Raw genomic sequence first — 18,846 nt, 5'->3', positions numbered from 1 at the left:
ATGGAGATGGACATGGAACCCATCCAAGCCGTGGCGGGGAGCGTTTCCCCGCGATCCGGTCCCAGCGCGCCGGGAGGCTGGCGCGCGCTCGCGATGCGGCTCGACGCGTCGGGTTACGTGGGCATCGCGATACTCGCGGTGCTGATCGTTGTCGTGTTTCCGCTTGTGCTGGATACGTTTCGCTTGAACCTGATGGGCAAGTACCTCACCTACGCTTTCGTGGCGATTGGCCTCGTGATCGCGTGGGGCTACGGCGGCGTGCTCAGCCTCGGACAAGGCGTGTTCTTCGGCCTCGGCGGTTACGCGATGGCGATGTTCCTCAAGCTCGAGGCGTCCGACCCGGCCGCTACCCACACGCAGACCACGCCCGGCATTCCCGACTTCATGGACTGGAATCAGCTCACCGCGCTGCCTACGTGGTGGAGGCCGTTTCATTCTCTACCGTTCTCGATCCTCGCCGTGCTCGTGGTGCCTACGGCTCTCGCGTTCGTCGTCGGTTATGCGATGTTCAAGCGGCGGGTGGGCGGCGTGTACTTCGCGATCATCACGCAGGCGGTCGCATTGATTCTTTCGGTGCTGATCATCGGCCAGCAAGGATATACGGGCGGCGTGAACGGGATCACCGATCTGCGCACGCTGCTCGGCTGGGACATCCGCTCCGACCACGCGAAGCTGGTTCTTTATTTCGTCAATGCGGTGCTGCTGATCGGCGCGCTGCTCGCCTGTCGCTGGGTCCAGCGCAGCAAGCTCGGCACGCTGCTGCTCGCGATGCGCGACAAGGAGGACCGCGTGCGCTTCTCCGGTTACGACGTCGCGATGTTCAAGGTGTTCGCGTTCTGCCTTGCGGCGCTGCTCGCGGCTGTCGGTGGCGCAATGTTCACGTTGCAGGTGGGTTTCATGTCACCGTCGTTCGTCGGCATCGTGCCGTCGATCGAGATGGTGATCTATGCCGCAGTCGGCGGGCGCATGTCACTGGTGGGCGCGGTGTATGGCGCGATTCTCGTCAACCTCGGCAAAAGCTGGTTCTCGGAGAGCCTGCCTGATCTCTGGCTCTATCTGATGGCGGCGATGTTCATCGGCGTGGTGATGGCCTTTCCGAACGGGCTCGCGGGTCTCTACGAAGAGCATGCCCGGCCGCGTATCCGCCGGTGGCTCGGCGCAGCGAACAAGGAGATCTGACACATGAGCAACACTGACTTTCTGCTTGCGATCGAAGATCTGAGCGTGTCGTTCGACGGTTTCAAGGCGATCGATTCGTTGAACCTCTATCTCGAGCGCGGCGAATTGCGCGTCGTGATCGGCCCGAACGGTGCGGGCAAAACGACGCTGCTCGATCTGATTTGCGGCAAGACCAGGGAAACCGCCGGCAGCATCAAGTTCCGCAACGAGGAAATCACGAATCTCGCCGAGTTCCGGCGGGTGCGCAAGGGCATCGGCCGCAAGTTCCAGACGCCGTCGATCTACGAAAACCTGAGCGTCGCGCAAAACCTCGAAGTGTCGTTTCCGCGCGGACGCAGCGTGTTCGGCGCGCTCGCCTATCGCGAGGATGCCGAAGTGGCCGACCGGGTGCGTGCGGTAGCCGATGAGATCGGTCTTGCCGCTTCGCTCGATCTCGAAGCCGGGCTGCTGTCGCACGGCCAGAAGCAGTGGCTGGAAATCGGCATGTTACTGATGCAGGACCCCGAACTCCTGATGCTGGACGAACCGATCGCAGGCATGAGCGCGCGCGAACGGGAAGTCACAGCGGAACTGCTCGGTCACATTTGCCGCAATCGCTCGATGATCGTGATCGAGCACGACATGGCCTTCGTCGAGCGGATCGCGCACAAGGTCACGGTCATGCATCAAGGCAAGATCCTCGCGGAAGGGCCGATGGCGCAGGTGCAATCCGATCCTCGCGTGATCGATGTCTATCTCGGCCACTGAATTTACACGGAGAACACATCATGCTGGAAGTCGACGATCTCGTGGTCAGCTACGGCCAGAGCGAGGTGCTGCACGGCATCGGATTTTCCGTGGCGAACGGCGAAAGCGTCGCTGTGATGGGCCGCAACGGCATGGGCAAGACGACGCTTTTCAAGGCGCTCATCGGCATGCTGCCCGCCAATCGCGGCACGGTGCGGGTGGGCGGCGCCGACGTGTCCAAAGACGAGAGCTACCGGCGCGTGGCGAAAGGGATCGGCTACGTGCCGCAAGGCCGGCAGATCTTCGCGTCGCTGAGCGTCGAGGAGAACATCCAGACGGGCCTCGAAAAGGCGCGCAGCCAGCTCGTGCCCGACGATCTCTACGCGCTCTTTCCCGTGCTGTTCGACATGCGACGGCGCAAGGGCGGCAACCTCTCGGGCGGCCAGCAACAGCAGCTCGCGATTGCGCGCGCGCTCGCGACCGATCCGAAGGTGTTGCTGCTCGACGAGCCTACCGAGGGCATTCAGCCGTCCGTCATCAAGGACATCGCGAAGGCGCTCAATCAGATTCGCACGACCCGCAACATCGCCATCGTGGTGTCCGAGCAGGTGTTGAGCTTCGCGCTCGACGTCGCCGACCGGCTCTTCGTGATCGAAGGCGGCCGCTTCGTCCATCAAAGCACCCGCGATGCAGGCGACACCGACCGCATCCGCGAATACCTCTCGGTATGAGTGCGGCGCACCGAACCGCATTTACTGACCCTCGAACCATGGAGCGAACGCAATGCCCGAGACTCTCATCAAGGTGGATCTGAACCAGCCGGCCTACGAAAACACGCAGGTGCACAACCGCTGGCACCCGGATATTCCGATGGCTTGCTGGGTCAAGCCCGGCGACGACTTCATCCTCGAAACCTACGACTGGACCGGCGGCTTCATCAAGAACGATGACAGCGCCGACGACGTGCGCGACATCGATCTGTCGATCGTCCATTTTCTGTCCGGCCCGGTCGGCGTGCATGGCGCGGAACCCGGCGATCTGCTGGTCGTGGACCTGCTCGACATCGGTGCGAAGTCCGAGAGCCAGTGGGGCTTCAACGGATTTTTCTCGAAGTCCAATGGCGGCGGTTTTCTCACCGACCATTTTCCCGCCGCGCAGAAGTCGATCTGGGATTTTCACGGCGTCTATACGAACTCGCGCCACATTCCAGGCGTGAATTTCGCGGGTCTGATTCACCCCGGCCTGATCGGATGCCTGCCTGATCCGAAACTGCTAGAAACGTGGAACGCACGCGAAACCGGCCTGATCGCGACCGCGCCGGAGCGCGTGCCGCCACTGGCGAATCCGCCGTTCGCAGCGACCGCGCATATGGGGCAACTCACGGGCGACGCGCGTGACAAGGCGGCGGCGCAAGGGGCGCGCACCGTGCCGCCGCGGGAGCACGGCGGTAATTGCGACATCAAGGATCTGTCGCGCGGCTCGAAGGTGTTCTTCCCCGTCTACGTGGATGGCGCAGGACTTTCCGTCGGCGATCTGCACTTCAGCCAGGGCGACGGCGAGATCTCGTTTTGCGGCGCGATCGAAATGGCGGGCTGGGTACACATGCGCGTGAATCTGATCAAGGGCGGCATGGCGAAATACGGAATTCGCAATCCGATATTCCAGCCGAGTCCTATCACGCCGAATTACAACGACTACCTCATTTTCGAAGGCATTTCGGTCGACGAGCAGGGCGCTCAACATTATCTCGACGTGACGGTCGCGTATCGGCAAGCGTGCCTGAACGCGATCGAGTATCTGAAGAAGTTCGGCTATTCGGGCGCGCAGGCGTATTCGTTGCTCGGTTGTGCGCCGGTGCAGGGGCACATCAGCGGCGTGGTCGATATTCCCAATGCGTGCGCGACCTTGTGGCTGCCGACACAGATTTTCGACTTCGACATTCGCCCAAATGCCGATGGGCCCATCCAGCACATCAAGGGCGGTGTGGATTTGCCATGCTCGCCGGATCTGGCGAACGTCTGAGCCAACGCTACCAGGAGAGCTTGTCATGCCGATCTACGACTTCGAATGCGTGAGTTGCGGTCCCTTTTCCGTCATGCGGCGCATGGCGGACCGCGAAAAGCCTTGCCGCTGTCCCGAGTGCGGAGGGGAGAGCGGCCGGGTGATCAGCGCGCCGTCGCTAGCCTTGATGGCGAATACACGGCGCTCCGCGCACGCAACGAACGAGCGCGCGCAGCACGTGCCGCGCCAGTCCGGTGACGGGGCGCCGTTGCGTCATCGGGCGGGATGCAGTTGCTGCTCGGGTGGCAGCGCGAAGCTCGCGGGATCGGCTTCGGACGGACTCAAACGGCCGGCAGGACGACCATGGATGATCAGCCACTAGTCAGTGTGTGCTGAAGCGGAGCGGGCGGCCCGAAGTCCGCCTGCGATCTGAGGGACTTAAGGAGGGTATGTCATGCGACATGGCGACATTTCGAGCAGCAACGATTGCGTGGGCGTCGCGGTGGTCAACTACAAGATGCCGCGTCTGCATACGAAGGCGGAGGTGCTCGACAACGCGCGCCGCATCGCCGGCATGGTGGTCGGCATGAAGCAGGGATTGCCTGGCATGGATCTCGTCGTGTTTCCCGAGTATTCGACGCACGGCATCATGTACGACCGGCAGGAGATGTTCGATACGGCGTCGACGGTGCCGGGCGAGGAGACGGAAATATTTGCGGCGGCGTGCCGCCAGGCCAACGTCTGGGGGGTGTTCTCGATCACGGGAGAGCGTCACGAAGAACATCCGCGTAAGGTGCCGTACAACACGCTTGTGCTGATCGACAATCGCGGCGAGATCGTGCAGAAGTATCGCAAGATCATGCCTTGGACGCCGATCGAAGGCTGGTATCCGGGCGATCGTACCTACGTGACGGATGGGCCGAAGGGTTTAAAGATCAGCCTGATCATCTGCGATGACGGCAACTATCCCGAGATCTGGCGCGACTGCGCGATGAACGGCGCGGAATTGATCGTGCGCTGCCAGGGCTACATGTATCCGGCCAAGGAGCAGCAGGTGATGGTGGCTAAGGCAATGGCGTGGATGAATAACACTTACGTCGCCGTGGCGAATGCCACGGGCTGGGACGGCGTGTATTCGTACTTTGGTCACTCGGCGATCGTGGGTTTCGACGGGTGCACGCTCGGCGAGTGCGGCGAGGAGGAGATGGGCGTGCAGTACGCGGAGCTCTCGCTGAGCATGATCCGCGACGCGCGGCGCACGATGCAGTCGCAGAACCATCTATACAAACTTCTGCACCGCGGGTACACGGGCACGATCAATTCGGGCGACGGCGCGAACGGCGTGGCGGCCTGTCCGTTTGGGTTCTATCGCGACTGGATCGAAGACCCCGACGGTACGCGCCGCCGCGTCGAAGCACTCACGCGCCCGACGCCAGGGACGCCGGAGTGTCCGATTGAAGGGATTCCGAACGGGGCGTGAGGATTGGTTCGCCGGGCGTTGTCACGCGCGCTGGTCAGCTACGATGACGTGATGAAGAAGACGAAATCGCTCCTGCCATGGCCATCGATTCCCGGCGTCAGTCATCAGCCACGCGGTTCGCAGCTACCCGGCCGCGAAAACAGAGCTCCCTGAGCTGGCGAATGTGAAGCACGTGTTCGTCAAGGCCTGCGCGCGGGTGAACAACCGCGCTGAAAACAGCCATCAACCCACGCGTGAACGCGAGCGCCGGATGCGAGGGTTTCGCTTGCCCGAACGCACGCAGTCATCTACTGAGCGCCTCGCTCTATCGCAAACAGCTCGCCACGCGATTTGAAGCGTGGCGTCTCTTCACCGGCATTGCCCACGCTCCGTCCACCGTGTTCTGAGACACGACTGTCCTTGCCGATATCTCGTCATGGAGTCAGCAATGTGACAGCGCATTAAGCAGCGCTCAGGTGAAATCTTAAGAAACTGCCGCCTCGCGCAAAACACGTCACGCGAGAACTGCTGCTCGCCTATTGGTTGCGTTTTTTTACATCGCAGCTCTGCGCATTTATTTTGTCACTGTTTTCTCATGAACGGGATGGCGGCCGGAGAGACGCGCGCGCTGGTTTCGGGCGATCTTCGCACACGGTGTTTTTTTGCAGCTGCAATTGGTGCGGAAGCGCACATACCGGTTGCCGCGCCTCCATGAATCATGCTCCGCATATCGAGCCGCGTAAATGCTTTCAATTTAAAAATCAAAGAATATAAAAATGAAAGGAAACGCAATGAATCGATATTTCCATGTAAGAAAAAGGAAAACAAAATGAAGGCGATGCTCCCGGGGCTGGACATCCTGCGGTTCCTGCTGGCCTGCTATCTGGTCGTCTTCCACACGCTCGTCATTTACCCCGAGGCGAGGGCGATGCCAATGGCCGACTTCTTCAAATTCGGCGGCTGCGCGACGAGTATCTTCTTTATTCTGTCAGGATTCATTCTATCGCACGTTTCGGTGGAAAAGAAAACTGGCGAAGCGATGAAGGTTTCGGCATCGAAGTTTTTTATCAATCGTTTTAGCAATATTTATCCCATTCACATCGTTACGCTAGCGCTGAGCGTTGCATTAATGGCGGTAAATTCCCATCCCTTCGACACCGAACTGAGCAACCTCGATTCAGCACCGCCGATTGTGCACACCATGAGCGGTGTGGAAGTGGCGGTCAATGCGGTTTTACAGATCCTGTTATTGCAGGCCTGGAATCCCTTTTATCTGTCATTCAACATTCCGTCGTGGTCGTTGTCGACGCTGTTTTTTTTCTATTTATTGTTTCCGGCGCTCGCGCCACGCCTGCTGTCGATGCGCTGGAAGTCCACGATGCTGATGGCGATGTGGGGCGCCAGCCTGTTGCCGGCCGTGATCGTCGTTGCAGGCGGCTGGTATCAGGGGTGGCCGATCGGTGTGTTGCATACCAATCCGCTGGTGCGGCTTCCGGAGTTTCTGGCGGGCATTCTCGCTTACGGGATATTCGAGGCGAACGTCGAAAGCATTACCGGCATGATCGCGAGTTGCCGGTGGATCATATTCGCCGCTATAGGGGCACTTTTCATCGGCGCCACTTTTCTGTTTACGGCAGGAATGCGTTCGTGGGAGGTACTTCTTCACAACGGCGCACTCTTGCCCGCGCAAGTCGCGGTGATTTTTGTTTGCGCGAGCACACTGCAAAACGCGTCGCCGCGCGTGGCCGCCTGGACGAGACGGCTCGGCAACGCTTCGTTGTCGATCTTCGCGCTGCAATACCCGCTATTTATCGGCTTTCTCAAAGTGCAGAAGCTGCTTGGCATTCCGTATTCGCTGTTGTCATGCGTGCATCGACCGCATGTTTGCCGGGTGGCGGCAAGCCAGGTGCCCGCGCATTTTTCCGCCTATCCGGTCTATCTGATCCTGGTGCTGGTGACGTCGGTGCTGTTTCAGGAGCGGGTCGTGTTGCCGCTCAGGACCAGGCTGCGCCGCGTGCTGAAGAGCCGCTGGGACGAAGCGCGGCCCGCGCCGCTGCCTGCGACGTCGGTGCCGAAGACACAGTGAGACGCGCTGCCGGCCAGGTGCAGGCGTTTGCGCATCCCGGTCCCGCACTCGTCGATGTGATCGCATCGAAGCATGAGCTTGCCATGCCTCCGAAGGTGGAACGTGCCCATGCGAAGGGATTCAGCCTTTATATGCTGCGTGCGATATTGAACGGACGCGGCGACGAGATCGTCGAGCTGGCTCGCACCGAGCTCAGATGCAAACGGGCGCTAGCCCAATTGCCGACGGCTCGGGCCCGCGTCCGTGATCCTCGTCAACGTGTTCGCCTCAGCGCGCCAGCAACGAAACCGTCGCGATGCCGAGAATCGTCATGATCAGCGAAGTGCTCAGGTGAATCGCCACTTCGCCCGCCGCCCAGCCGAACCGGCCGTCCTGCAGACGCTGCACGACCTCCGCGGAGAACGTCGAGAACGTCGACAGCCCGCCCATCAGACCGGTGATGACGAACAGCCGCCATTCCGGCGTGAGCTGGGGCACACGCGCGAAGCCCGCGACCGCCACGCCGATGAGGTAGCCGGCGATCACGTTGGCGGCGAGCGTGCCGAGCGGCAGATCGCTAAAGACCGGGTTAAGTCGAATGCCGAGGAACCAGCGAAACAGCGAGCCGAGTGCGCCGCCAATCGCGACAGCGAGAAAAGACCAATACATGGAAGAGGATCGAAACCGGAATGTCGACAGACCGGTTGATGCGGGCGAGTTGATGCCGCGTCCGCATAACCGGGCGTAGCAGGCATCATCAGCCCCAAGGGCGGTTAATGGAGAATGCCATCTCCAGCCGCGAAGTCTAACATCGGCGCGCGCATTTGGGGACAGGCGCGTGATTCGCGCCTCTCTCCCGTTTCCCGCGAGCGCCGCCTTCGTTCACTCCGGCGTTGCCGAAATCTTGTGAATCGACAGATCGGCGCCGTTGTATTCCTCTTCCTGGTCGAGGCGCAGACCGACCGTCATGCGGATCACGCCGTACACGACCGTGCCGCCGAGCCCCGACACGACGATTCCGCCGAGCGTGCCGATGACCTGCGAGGCGAACGACACGCCGCCCAGCCCGCCAAGCGAATGGATGCCGAAGATCCCGGCCGCGATGCCGCCCCATGCGCCGCACAGCCCGTGCAGCGGCCACACGCCGAGCACGTCGTCGATGCGCCAGCGGTTCTGCACGCAGGTGAACATGTAGACGAACAGCACGCCAGCGATACCGCCCGTGACCAGCGCGCCGAGCGGATGCATGATGTCCGAGCCCGCGCACACCGCGACGAGCCCGGCGAGCGGGCCGTTGTACGTGAAGCCCGGGTCGTTGCGGCCCGCGAACCACGCGCTCAGCGTGCCGCCGACCATCGCCATCAGCGAATTGACCGCGACGAGGCCGCTGATCTTGTCGAGCGTCTGCGAGCTCATCACGTTGAAGCCGAACCAGCCGACCGTCAGCACCCATGCGCCGAGCGCGAGAAACGGAATGTTCGACGGCGGATGCGCGGCGATACCGCCGTCGCGGTGATAGCGACCGTGGCGCGCGCCGAGCAGCAGCACGGCCGGCAGCGCGACCCAGCCGCCGAACGCGTGCACCACCACCGAGCCCGCGAAGTCATGGAACGGCGCGCCGAAAGCCTGCGTGAGCCAGTCCTGGATGCCGAAGCGGTCGTTCCACGCGATGCCTTCGAAGAACGGATAGATGAAACCGACCAGCACGAACGTCGCGAACAGTTGCGGATTGAACTTGGAGCGCTCGGCGATGCCACCCGACACGATCGCGGGGATCGCGGCGGCGAACGTCAGCAGGAAGAAAAAGCGCACGAGCGCATAGCCGTTGTGCTGGGCGAGCGTCGCCGCGCTGTCGAAAAACTGCACGCCGTATGCGATCGTGTAGCCGATGAAGAAGTACGCGATCGTCGAGACCGCGAAGTCCACCAGAATTTTGACCAGCGCATTCACCTGATTCTTCTTGCGCACGGTGCCAAGCTCCAGGAAGGCGAATCCCGCGTGCATCGCCAGCACCATGGCGGCGCCGATCAAAAGAAACTCGGTATCGGCGCCGTATTTCAGACTTTCCATCGATATGTCCCGCTTATGCCAAAAAAGTGCGCTATGTGAGCAAGAAGCGGGCCAAAGCTGTGCTGGTCGCGTCGACACGGTGCAATCGGGCACCGGGATGGGTATCTGGTGGGTTCTGAGCCATGCGCCGCCCGAGCGCGTCATGCACCTGAACAGAGAGGAATGGCACCATACAAGTGCATAAATCGACGCCCTTGCGCAGATTGACCCGGGCGAGGGCGAAATATTCGATTTAAATTACATTTTCATTCGGCATCTGACGCAGCGAGATGCTGGCTGGGCGCGTCGATGCCCATTTCTGGCGCACTGTGCGCGAACGGCAGAAGCTGCCGTCGACGCGTTCGTGTCCCTCTTTCTTTTCCCGCGCAAACGCCGACATAATGTGCCGACTCCGCGCACGATCCGCGGGCCAACCCCTCCCATGGGCACGCATGAGACTGACCACAAAAGGCCTGCTTCTGATCGCGATCCCGGCCGTTTTCGAACTCGCGCTGCTCACCGGTGTCGTGAAGGCCCAGACCGATGCGATGATGGCGGAGCGCTGGACGATGCATAGCGAGGAGGTGTTGCGCCAGACCACGGAGATTCTCGATCCGGTGCTGGCCGAATCGGTCGCGCTGCGGGGCGCGGTGCTCGCCAACGACGCGCATTTCACCACCCCGATCGCGGTATGGATGGACGTCGACCGGCGCATCGACGAGCTCGCCGAACTCGTCGCGGACGATCCGGCGCAGGTCGAGCGCGTGGTCGAGGTGCGCCAGGCGGTGCAGGCGTACCGCCAGTGGTCCGACCGGATCCAGGACATGCTGCACGCCGGGCGGACCGGCGAGATTCTCGCGCGCTTCCACGCTCTCGCCCAGGCCGACGTGCTCGATCATTTCCGTGTGGAGGTGACCGCGTTCCAGGCCGAGGAGCGCCGTCTCGATAGCTCGCGCTCGAATGCCGTCGCCGCCGTGCGCGAACGGGAACAGACGCTGATCGTCGCGGCCGCGTTGGGCTCGCTGGTGTTCGTCGCGCTCGCCGTCTGGATGTTCACGCGCGGCGTGCGCGGCCGGCTCGCGCTGCTGTCCGACAACGCGGGCCGGCTCGCCGGCAACGAGCCGCTCGCGCCGCTCGGCGCGGGTAGCGATGAAATCGCGCGGCTCGATCTGACCTTGCACGAGACGAGCCGCCGACTGCTCGAAGCCGAGCGCATCGAAGCTCGCTTTCACGCGGACCTCGAGCGGCGCGCCGCCGAGCTCGCGCGCAGCAACGAGACGCTGCGCCAGCAGACCCAGGAAAACGAAATGTTCATCTACAGCGTGTCGCACGACCTGCGCGCGCCGCTCGTGAACCTGCAGGGATTTTCCCGGGAGCTGATTCGCGCAAGCGACGAGTTGCGCGACGCGGTGCGCAACTCGTCGCTCGCGATCAGCACGCGCGAGCGGATCGAGCGCATCGTCGACGAGGACATCGGCGAGGCGCTGCATTATCTGCAGACCGCGGTGCTGCGCGCGTCGCACATCATCGACGCGCTGCTGCGGCTCTCGCGGGTCGGGCGGGTCGAGTACCGGCGCCAGAATGTCGATGTGCGCGACATCGTGCAACGTGTCGTCGATGCGATGCAGGGCTCGATCCGTGCGCGGCGCGCGCGCGTGACGGTCGGCGAACTGCCCGCGGTATGGGGCGATCCGACCGCGCTCGAACAGATCTTCGCAAACCTGATTGGCAACGCGGTCAACTATCTGGACCCGGCGCGCGAGGGCAGCGTCGAAATCGGCACGACGCCTGCGCCGCCGGGCGTGCATTCGCTGCGGATCTTCTACGTGCGCGACAACGGCCTCGGTATCCCGGCGATCGCGCTGCCGCGCCTGTTCACCGCGTTCCAGCGGCTGCACGGCAATGCCGCGGCCGGCGAGGGCATCGGCCTCGCGCTCGTGCGGCGGATGGTCGAGCGACATGGCGGCCGCGTGTGGGCGGAATCGAAGGAGGGGGTAGGCACGACGTTCTATCTGTCGCTGCCAGAGGCCGGTGCTACGGGCGCGAAACCGGCCGCGGCTGGCGCGGCTGCGCTCGCCGCGGCGGGTCCGGCTCCGGCGGCGCGCGGTGCGCGTCAGAGTGTGCCGGGCGCTGCGGGACCAGGCTTGGGGGCAGGCAGCGGGTCGTCCGCGCGTTCGATCCACGCGGTGCGAGGTATCAGCACGCGGTAGGGGGCGCTCGATCGTGCGGCGCGGATGGCGCTCGCCCGCGCATCAACCGGCGAAAATCCGCCGCGGCTTCAGCAGTCTTCTGCCGCGCACCGACCAGTAGCAACCGCATGCCAGCAGCACGGCGATGCCGGCGAACGTTTCGGCCGGTGTTGGCCGAATGCCGGCAAGACCCTCGACGGCAAACAGGCCGTGCGTGACACCCAGCAGCGCCGCCCACAGTGCACACGCAGCCTGCATCAGCAAACGGGTCCCTTTCATATGCCGAGCGCGGGTGTCGTGCGACCAGGTGGGCAGCCGGCGCGCGCAGAAAAAAACGATCGCCATCAGCATGATGACGAGGGTGACGATCCAGTCGATCAGTTTCATCGAAACAGCACTCCCCAAAAGCAGCCGCGGCACTATACGGAGGTGTTGCGCCTGCAACTGTCGGAAGATTCTGAATTGTGGGGCGCTGTTGAGCGATGTTGAGGCGAGCGCCGCTGCAAGTCGACGCTCGTTGCTGCACGTGGTCTCGGGACTCGGTGCGCGATCCGCGTGCCGACTGTCGCGTGAATGCCCAGCGGTCTCAACTCGGCATGCAACGCTTCCGTGATGCCTTCGACGGCGAGCTTCGTCGACGAATACACGCCAAAGCCCGCCGCGGCACGATAGCCGCCAATCGATGAAACATTGATCACGTGGCCCGAGCGGTTCGCGCGCATGGTCGGCAATACAGCGCGCGTGGGCTTCGCAATACTGCCGCGGCAAGAAGCGCGCGCCGAAGACGATCGTTGAGGGAAGGGCCGCCTTTTGAATCGCGCGGACGTCAGCTCCATCAGGTTCGACAGAACCGCGACCAACTCGCCGGGGCGATCCGAAGCGGGCGCGCCGCGCAACGGCGGTATCATGGGCACGTCTTCGCATGTGCGAGCCGCCCGACGCGGCTCCTTCCAGATCATGATTTCATCTGTTTCCTCATCGCTATTGCGCCGCGCGGCGGTCGTGGTCCTCGTGTTCGGCGCGCTGGCCGCGTGCCAGAAGAACGACGCGTCGGCCGGCCAGGTCGCGGGCAAGCTGAACGACGCCGCGCAGCTTGCCGGTCAGAAGCTCGATCAGGCCGCGAGCTACGTCGGCCAACAGGTCGATGCGACCAAGGACGCCGCGCAACAGAACCTCGACTCGGCCTCCGCGCCGTCGCTCAAGATCGACCCCGCCGCGCTCGCGTCGAGCGCGCAGGCCAACCTGCAGAACGCGGCGAGCGCGACCAACGCGCAGCTCGGCAAGGCCGCGTCGATCACGGGCCAGGGCCTCGAAACGGCGGGGCGCAAGCTGCAGGCGTGGTCGGCGCAGAATGCGGGCGCGTCGGCTTCGTCGACTGCATCGACCGACTCCGCCGACGCGCAGAAGCAGATGGATAAATGACTCGCGCCGTTCGATCCGGTTTCGCCGTTTGACATTAGCATTATATGTAATTACGATGGTTACACATTGTCGTTTCGGGACGGATCTGCCGTGAACACGAGTAGCCGGTTTGCCTTTGCCGTGCATGTGCTCGCGCTGTTGTCGCTACAGGGCGGCGTGCCGTTGTCGTCGGAGATGATTGCGGGCAGCGTGAACACCAATCCCGCGCTCATTCGCCGGCTTCTGACCATGCTCTCCGACGCCGGCCTCACCACCTCGCAGATGGGCGCCGGTGGCGGCGCGTTGCTTGCGCGGCGGCCGGAACGGATCACGTTGCTCGAGGTCTATCGCGCGGTGGAAGACGCGCAGTTGTTCGCGTTGCATCGCGAGGAGCCAAATCCAGCGTGCATGGTGGGGCGCAATATCCAGAGCGTGTTGAGCGGGATCATCGACGAAGCGCAGCAGGCAATGGAAGCGGCGCTGGCCGCGCGCACGCTCGCCGACGCGACCGCCGACGTGGTCCGCTCGGAGAAGCAGCGCGAGCGCAAGCGCCGTGCTTGAGCGTGTCTTCGCGCGCAAGACGCGTCGGCGGTGAACGATAGAAGCGCAGTGTCGTAGGGCGCGGGTCGAACTATTCCGGCACGCGTGCCAAACAAAGGAACGGGGTGAGCGCCCCGCTTTTTTTCTCGTTATATGTAACTATAAAAGTTACATATAAGACAACCTGAGGAGTACGCTGATATGAGCAAGCAACTGAAGATCGCCCTGTTTGGCGCGACTGGCATGATCGGTTCGCGGATTGCCGCGGAAGCCGCGCGTCGCGGGCATCAGGTGACGGCGCTGGTGCGCGATCCGGCGCGCGTGCCGACCGGCGTCGCGAATCTGCATGCGGCGCAGGCCGATCTGCTCGACGCCGCGAGCGTCGGCGCGGCGGTGCGCGGTCAGGACGTGGTCGCAAGCGCGTATGCGCCGCCGCAGGGCGATCTCGCCACCCTGACGCAAGCGACACGCGCGCTGGTCGAGGGGGTGCGCGCGGCGGGGCTGAAGCGCGTCGTCGTGGTAGGCGGCGCGGGCTCGCTCGAAGTCGCACCGGGCAAACAACTGGTCGATACCGACGGCTTTCCGGACGCGTACAAGGGTATTGCACTCGCGCACCGCGACGCCTTCGAGTACTACCGCGGCGTGACCGATCTCGACTGGACGTTCTTCGCGCCGGCCGCGCTGATCGCGCCGGGCGAGCGCACCGGCAAGTTCCGCACGGGCGCGAACACGCTGATTGTGGACGCGGACGGCAACAGCCGCATTTCGGCCGAAGACTACGCGATCGCGTTCGTCGACGAACTGGAGCAGGGCCGCTTCGTCCGCCAGATCGCGACGGTCGCGTACTGACGAGCGGCGGTTCGAATTCGCCGGCCGCGCAAGCGTACTAACATTCGGTTACGCATGTTCGGCCGCGCCGGGCGAAACTGCGGCTACACTGGCGTCTGCCGTTTTCTCACGGATTGCCATGCAGTCATGCCCGTCGCAGCGTGAGTCCGAGGCTGCGCCGTCTGGCGGCGGGCAGCAGCCGGCGATTCTCAGCGCCCCCCATCTCTCCTCCGCTCACACCGCTCGCGACACTGTCAGCGGCGACGCCCGCCCGCGCGCGAGCACAGATGCCGTCGGTTGGTTTGCCGCGCTGCTGTGCGCCGCGCTGATTCTGTGCCTCGGCACGCTGCCGCGCATGGCGCAAGCCGCGGGCCCCGCGGTCGGCGGCGGCACGCCGGTGATCCCGGCATTGCAGAGCCTGATCAACAGCGCGACGGTGAACGCGACGCCTGCGTCCGCGGCATCGGGAGCGTCGGCGCCCGAGGCGGCGTCGGCGCCGTCGCCCGCGAGCCAGGCGGAGCTGGCGCGCTCGCTCGACAGCGTGATCGCCACGCTCGACAACGACCGCCAGCGCAGCGCGCTCGTTGCCCAGCTGAAAAAGCTGCGCGACGTATCGCAAAGCGCCGCGCAAACCGTCGGGCCACCCGCGCCCGCTTCCGCGCAACCGAGCCCGGGCCTGCTCGGCGCGATCGCCTCGGGCATCGCGTCGTTCGAATCCGACGTCCATCAGGGCCGCACGCCGGTGCGCTACTGGAGCGGGCGCGTGACCGCGGCCGGCAACGAGCTGTACACGATCGTCTCGGGCCAGGGACACGAGGGTGTCGGCACGATCCTGTTGGCGATGCTGGGGATGCTGGCCGGCTGGGGCGCCTGTGCCGGCGCGCTGATCTATCTGCAGCAACGGCTGCACCGGCGCTTCGGTGTCGAGCTGGTGCTGCGGCCCAATCCCACCACGCGCGAGCTGCTGATCTTCGCGTTGCGCCGTGTCGGTCCGTGGATCATCGCGTTCATCGCGGCGCTGCTGTTCATGCGCGCGATGCCCGATTCGCTCGGCCGCACGCTCGGCATGGTGGTCGCGTATGCGATCGTCGCGGGCGCGGTGTTTTCCGCGATCTGTCTGATCATGTTTTCGCTGTTCGGCTCGGGCCACCGCCGCGTCGCGGTGCGTCTGCTGATCGATCACGCGCGCCGCGTGCTGTTCGTGATCGGCGTGTGCGGCGCGCTCGGCGACGCAGCCGTCAATTACGACGTCGAGCATCAGCTCGGCACCAACCTCGCCGCGCTGATTTCGACCGCGGCCAACATGACGGCCGCCGTGCTGACCGGCTATTTCGCGCTCGCGTTTCGCCGGCCGGTCGCGCATCTGATCCGCAACCGGCCGTACGAACAGCGCAACGACCACAAGGCCGCGACCGAAGCGTTCGAGGTGCTCGCCGCGCTGTGGCACGTGCCGGTGCTGGTGCTCGCGACCGCGTCGGTGGTCGCGACGCTCGGCGGCTCCGGCTCCAGCGAAAACGTGCTGCAGATCTCGATCGTCACCGCGCTGCTGCTGGTGCTGGCATTCTTCCTGTCGGCGATCGTGCTGCGCATGACGCGGCCGCGCAGTGCCCGCGCGCGGCGCCGCTCGCCGTATCTGACGCGGCTGCTGCGCTTTTGCGGCACCTTGCTGACATTGTTCATCTGGCTGTTTTTCTTCGAATCCGCGGCGCGTCTGTGGGGCGTGTCGCTGGCCGCGGTGATCGAGAGGAACGTGGCGGCGCGCGGCGTCGCGCATGCGATGACGGCGATCGTCGCCACCGTGTTCATCGCGTGGCTGCTGTGGATTCTGGTCGACACCGCGATCACCGAGACGCTCAATCCGGGCAGCCCGCGCAACAAGGCGCGCAGCCCGAGCATGCGCGCCCGCACGATGTTGCCGCTGGTGCGCAACGTGTTGCTCGTCACGATCATGACGATCGGTGGGATCGTCACCGCCGCGAACCTCGGCATCAACGTGACGCCGCTGCTCGCGGGCGCGGGCGTGATCGGTCTGGCGATCGGTTTCGGCGCGCAGTCGCTGGTGACCGACCTGATCACCGGGCTCTTCATCATCATCGAGGACACGATCTCGGTCGGCGACTGGATCGACGTCGATGGCGGGCATGCGGGCACGGTCGAGCATCTGTCGATCCGCACCGTGCGGCTGCGCGACGGGCAGGGCGCGATCCACGCGATTCCGTTCTCGCAGATCAAGATCGTGAAGAACCTGTCGCGCGATTTCGCGTACGCGGTGTTCGAGGTGCGCATGTCGTTCTCGACCGATGTCGACGAGATCACGCAGCTGATCCGCGAAGTCGGCGCGGAGCTGATGGCCGACTTCCGCTACCGGCGCGAGATGCTCGGGCCGATCGAAGTGTGGGGCCTCGACCGCTTCGATCCGAACTGGATGGTCGTCAAAGGGCAGATCAAGACGCGGCCGCTGCAGCAATGGAGCGTCGCGCGCGCGTTCAATTTGCGGCTCAAGCGCAAGATGGACGAGGCCGGCATCGAGATTCCGGTCGCGCAGATGCGGCTGTACACATCGTCGAAAGATAGCGAGGGCGAGCCGCTGCGCGACGATGAGATGACCGGGTTCGTCGCGCCTGTGAATGCCGGTGCCGATGACAGCCGGCATGCGCATGGCGAGGCGCAGCAGCGGGCGCGGGACGGCGAGCGCGGCAAAACCCATCAAAGGGCGCATGAACCCACTCGCGAAAGAGACCGCGAAGGGCCGCACGAGTATCCGCGCGAAGCTGAGTATGAGGTGGGCGTCGTTGGCCCGTCGGCGCGCGCGTCGACACAGGTGCCGCTTGCGCCCGCCCGTGACGTGTCGCACGAACCGCGTCCGGCGCCGCCGACGACCGGACAGACCGCGCCGATTCCGCCGCAGATTCCGACGGCGGGTGATGTGGGTGGGAAGAATTGAGGCGGGGGTGTGTTTGGGGGCCGTGCAACCGTCAAACCATCTCCGCCGCGTCGGCCATGCGCACGATGTCGTTCACGTGCGTGCCGATCCGCGCGCCTTCGACGCCATAGATATGCAGCGACACCGCCGGCGCATCACTGCTGTTGCCAAGCCGATGAATCGCAGCACGGCCGCCGCGCACGAACGACACCGCGCCGCGTTTGCGCGTCTGAGCGCGCAGCGCGCTCGCGCATTGATGCGCGTCGTCCCATTCGAAGACCGTTTCGCTCAGCTTGCCCTCGACCACCGCGTAACCGCACCAGGTGTGATGCGCGTGCACGGGGCTCGCCTGGCCGGGCTGCCAGACCAGCGCGGCGATCGCATAGCGGCCTTGCGGATCGGCGATGAGCAGATGGCGCCGATAGGTGTCGGCGGAACCTTCGCGTTGCATCGGTGCGAGCAGCGCCGGGTCGGCGGCCGCCTCGGCGAGCGCGAGCCGCATGGTGCGCGCGAAGAACGTCGAATGCGACGGTTCCGGAAATTTCGCGCAGGCTTCGAACATCGCGTCGAGCGTCTCGCACAGGCGCTCGAGCGGTGTGCGCCCGATCTCGCCCAGCGTTTGTGTCGGTAACGCGGCCGCTTCAAGTCGGGCCGGGTCCGGCAGCGACTTCAGGTAGTCGGGAAGGTGCTCGAAAGCGGTGGCGCGAAGGTCGTCGCTCATGGTTTTATTGCAGCGCGGGCGCTGCAGTTCGGCAATTTTCGGTATCGATATTTATACCGGTTTGCCCGGAGAAAGAGTTTCCATATAATTCCCTCGACCGTCAGAAAAGTAGAATAATTTCCTATGAGGGGTGGTGGTATGAGTATGGATATCATCGATCGGAAGCTGCTCGAATTGCTGCAGGCAGACGCGACGATGCCGATCGCCGAACTCGCGCAGCGCGTGAACCTGTCACAGACGCCTTGCTGGAAGCGGCTGCAGCGCCTGAAGGAGGCGGGCGTGATTCGCGCGCAGGTGGCGCTGTGCGACGCGCGCAAGCTCGGGGTCGGAACCACGGTGTTCGTGGCGGTGCGGACGAATCAGCACACGGAGACATGGGCCGCCGCATTTACGCAGGCGGTGCGCGATATTCCGGAAGTGGTCGAGGTCTACCGGATGAGCGGCGAGACCGACTATCTGCTGCGCGTGGTGGTCTCCGATATCGACGACTACGACCGGATCTACAAACAGTTGATCACGGCCGTGCCGCTGTACGACGTGAGTTCGAGCTTTGCGATGGAGCAGATCAAGTATTCGACGGCATTGCCGGTGCGGCCGGCTGTGACTGTCACAAATAACGGCTGACGCGCGACATGCAATGGGGCGGTGACGAACGAACGGAACACGGGTTCGCTACGATGGCGACGTGGTCGATGCATTTAAGGCGACGGGAGAGCACAGACCAAAATCACCAGCAGCGACACGAGGCAGACCGGGTGCCGTCAG

At 64.0% G+C, this 18,846-nt stretch carries 17 protein-coding genes, 3 pseudogenes and 1 riboswitch; of the genes and pseudogenes, 15 read left to right on the top strand and 5 right to left on the bottom strand.

The genetic code is table 11. The features are described 5' to 3' along the window. Positions 1–12 precede the first annotated feature (12 nt). The 9 genes and pseudogenes from urtC to OKW39_RS04615 all read left to right on the top strand — a co-directional run. Positions 13–1,179 (top strand): urea ABC transporter permease subunit UrtC, encoded by a 1,167-nt coding sequence (gene urtC / locus OKW39_RS04655; protein WP_429562172.1) that lies wholly within the window; start codon positions 13–15, stop codon positions 1,177–1,179. A 3-nt stretch (positions 1,180–1,182) separates the two neighbouring features. After that, complete coding sequence (urtD, locus tag OKW39_RS04650) at positions 1,183–1,926, top strand: urea ABC transporter ATP-binding protein UrtD (protein WP_429562171.1); 744 nt, start codon at positions 1,183–1,185, stop codon at positions 1,924–1,926. 20 nt (positions 1,927–1,946) lie between these two features. Continuing rightward, entirely contained in the window at positions 1,947–2,636 is a 690-nt protein-coding gene (urtE, locus tag OKW39_RS04645) for an urea ABC transporter ATP-binding subunit UrtE (RefSeq protein ID WP_187610422.1), read from the top strand. A 52-nt stretch (positions 2,637–2,688) separates the two neighbouring features. Next, positions 2,689–3,927 (top strand): formamidase, encoded by a 1,239-nt coding sequence (gene fmdA, locus OKW39_RS04640; protein ID WP_090804075.1) that lies wholly within the window; start codon positions 2,689–2,691, stop codon positions 3,925–3,927. After that, the gene (locus tag OKW39_RS04635; RefSeq protein ID WP_429562170.1) at positions 3,854–4,288 is read left to right on the top strand and encodes an FmdB family zinc ribbon protein; all 435 of its coding nucleotides are present in this window, start codon (positions 3,854–3,856) and stop codon (positions 4,286–4,288) included. The genes fmdA and OKW39_RS04635 overlap by 74 nt, the downstream gene beginning before the upstream one ends. Positions 4,289–4,360: 72 nt before the next feature. Continuing rightward, positions 4,361–5,386 (top strand): aliphatic amidase, encoded by a 1,026-nt coding sequence (locus tag OKW39_RS04630; protein ID WP_429562169.1) that lies wholly within the window; start codon positions 4,361–4,363, stop codon positions 5,384–5,386. Between the two features lie 91 nt (positions 5,387–5,477). After that, positions 5,478–5,772 (top strand): annotated as a pseudogene (locus tag OKW39_RS04625) (IS6 family transposase); the annotation flags it as partial. 311 nt (positions 5,773–6,083) lie between these two features. Continuing rightward, complete coding sequence (locus tag OKW39_RS04620; protein WP_429562168.1) at positions 6,084–7,451, top strand: acyltransferase family protein; 1,368 nt, start codon at positions 6,084–6,086, stop codon at positions 7,449–7,451. A gap of 23 nt (positions 7,452–7,474) precedes the next feature. After that, positions 7,475–7,648, top strand: a pseudogene (locus OKW39_RS04615) (ubiquinone-dependent pyruvate dehydrogenase); the annotation flags it as partial. Between the two features lie 70 nt (positions 7,649–7,718). Here OKW39_RS04615 and crcB read toward each other — a convergent pair. Together crcB and OKW39_RS04605 are read right to left on the bottom strand one after the other, a co-directional pair. Further along, complete coding sequence (crcB, locus tag OKW39_RS04610) at positions 7,719–8,099, bottom strand: fluoride efflux transporter CrcB (RefSeq protein WP_184030006.1); 381 nt, start codon at positions 8,097–8,099, stop codon at positions 7,719–7,721. A 72-nt stretch (positions 8,100–8,171) separates the two neighbouring features. Further along, a riboswitch (Fluoride riboswitch) is annotated at positions 8,172–8,233 on the bottom strand. A gap of 79 nt (positions 8,234–8,312) precedes the next feature. Further along, positions 8,313–9,500, bottom strand: a complete 1,188-nt coding sequence (locus OKW39_RS04605; protein WP_090804085.1) for an ammonium transporter — start codon at positions 9,498–9,500, stop codon at positions 8,313–8,315. Positions 9,501–9,931: 431 nt separating this feature from the next. On the opposite strand from OKW39_RS04605, the gene OKW39_RS04600 reads away from it, so the two are divergent. Beyond that, complete coding sequence (locus OKW39_RS04600; protein WP_429562167.1) at positions 9,932–11,689, top strand: sensor histidine kinase; 1,758 nt, start codon at positions 9,932–9,934, stop codon at positions 11,687–11,689. Positions 11,690–11,731: 42 nt separating this feature from the next. Here OKW39_RS04600 and OKW39_RS04595 read toward each other — a convergent pair whose 3' ends face one another. Next, positions 11,732–12,055, bottom strand: a complete 324-nt coding sequence (locus OKW39_RS04595) for a hypothetical protein (RefSeq protein WP_090804088.1) — start codon at positions 12,053–12,055, stop codon at positions 11,732–11,734. A 173-nt stretch (positions 12,056–12,228) separates the two neighbouring features. After that, positions 12,229–12,504 (bottom strand): annotated as a pseudogene (locus OKW39_RS04590) (SDR family NAD(P)-dependent oxidoreductase); the annotation flags it as partial. Between the two features lie 121 nt (positions 12,505–12,625). On the opposite strand from OKW39_RS04590, the gene OKW39_RS04585 reads away from it, so the two are divergent. From OKW39_RS04585 to OKW39_RS04570, 4 genes are all read left to right on the top strand, one after another. Then, positions 12,626–13,090, top strand: a complete 465-nt coding sequence (locus tag OKW39_RS04585) for a hypothetical protein (RefSeq protein ID WP_429563451.1) — start codon at positions 12,626–12,628, stop codon at positions 13,088–13,090. A gap of 90 nt (positions 13,091–13,180) precedes the next feature. Next, entirely contained in the window at positions 13,181–13,630 is a 450-nt protein-coding gene (locus OKW39_RS04580) for an Rrf2 family transcriptional regulator (protein WP_090804091.1), read from the top strand. Positions 13,631–13,810: 180 nt separating this feature from the next. Continuing rightward, positions 13,811–14,458 carry an NAD(P)-dependent oxidoreductase gene (locus OKW39_RS04575; RefSeq protein WP_429562166.1) on the top strand — a complete coding sequence of 216 codons (648 nt, stop codon included), beginning with the start codon at positions 13,811–13,813 and terminating at the stop codon, positions 14,456–14,458. A 118-nt stretch (positions 14,459–14,576) separates the two neighbouring features. Further along, positions 14,577–17,381: a mechanosensitive ion channel family protein gene (locus OKW39_RS04570; RefSeq protein ID WP_429562165.1), complete on the top strand. Its 2,805-nt coding sequence runs from the start codon at positions 14,577–14,579 to the stop codon at positions 17,379–17,381. A gap of 31 nt (positions 17,382–17,412) precedes the next feature. Here the strand turns inward: OKW39_RS04570 and OKW39_RS04565 are convergent, their stop codons facing one another. Beyond that, entirely contained in the window at positions 17,413–18,081 is a 669-nt protein-coding gene (locus OKW39_RS04565; RefSeq protein WP_090804096.1) for a cysteine dioxygenase family protein, read from the bottom strand. Between the two features lie 138 nt (positions 18,082–18,219). Here OKW39_RS04565 and OKW39_RS04560 point away from each other — a divergent pair, with 138 nt between their 5' ends. Further along, positions 18,220–18,705: an Lrp/AsnC family transcriptional regulator gene (locus OKW39_RS04560; RefSeq protein ID WP_090804098.1), complete on the top strand. Its 486-nt coding sequence runs from the start codon at positions 18,220–18,222 to the stop codon at positions 18,703–18,705. Positions 18,706–18,846: the final 141 nt, after the last annotated feature.

Source organism: Paraburkholderia sp. MM6662-R1 (assembly GCF_050436245.1).
Taxonomy (GTDB): Bacteria; Pseudomonadota; Gammaproteobacteria; order Burkholderiales; family Burkholderiaceae; genus Paraburkholderia; species Paraburkholderia tuberum.
The sequence above is the reverse complement of the archived record's forward strand: the minus strand, read 5'-3'. Positions and strand labels throughout refer to the sequence as shown.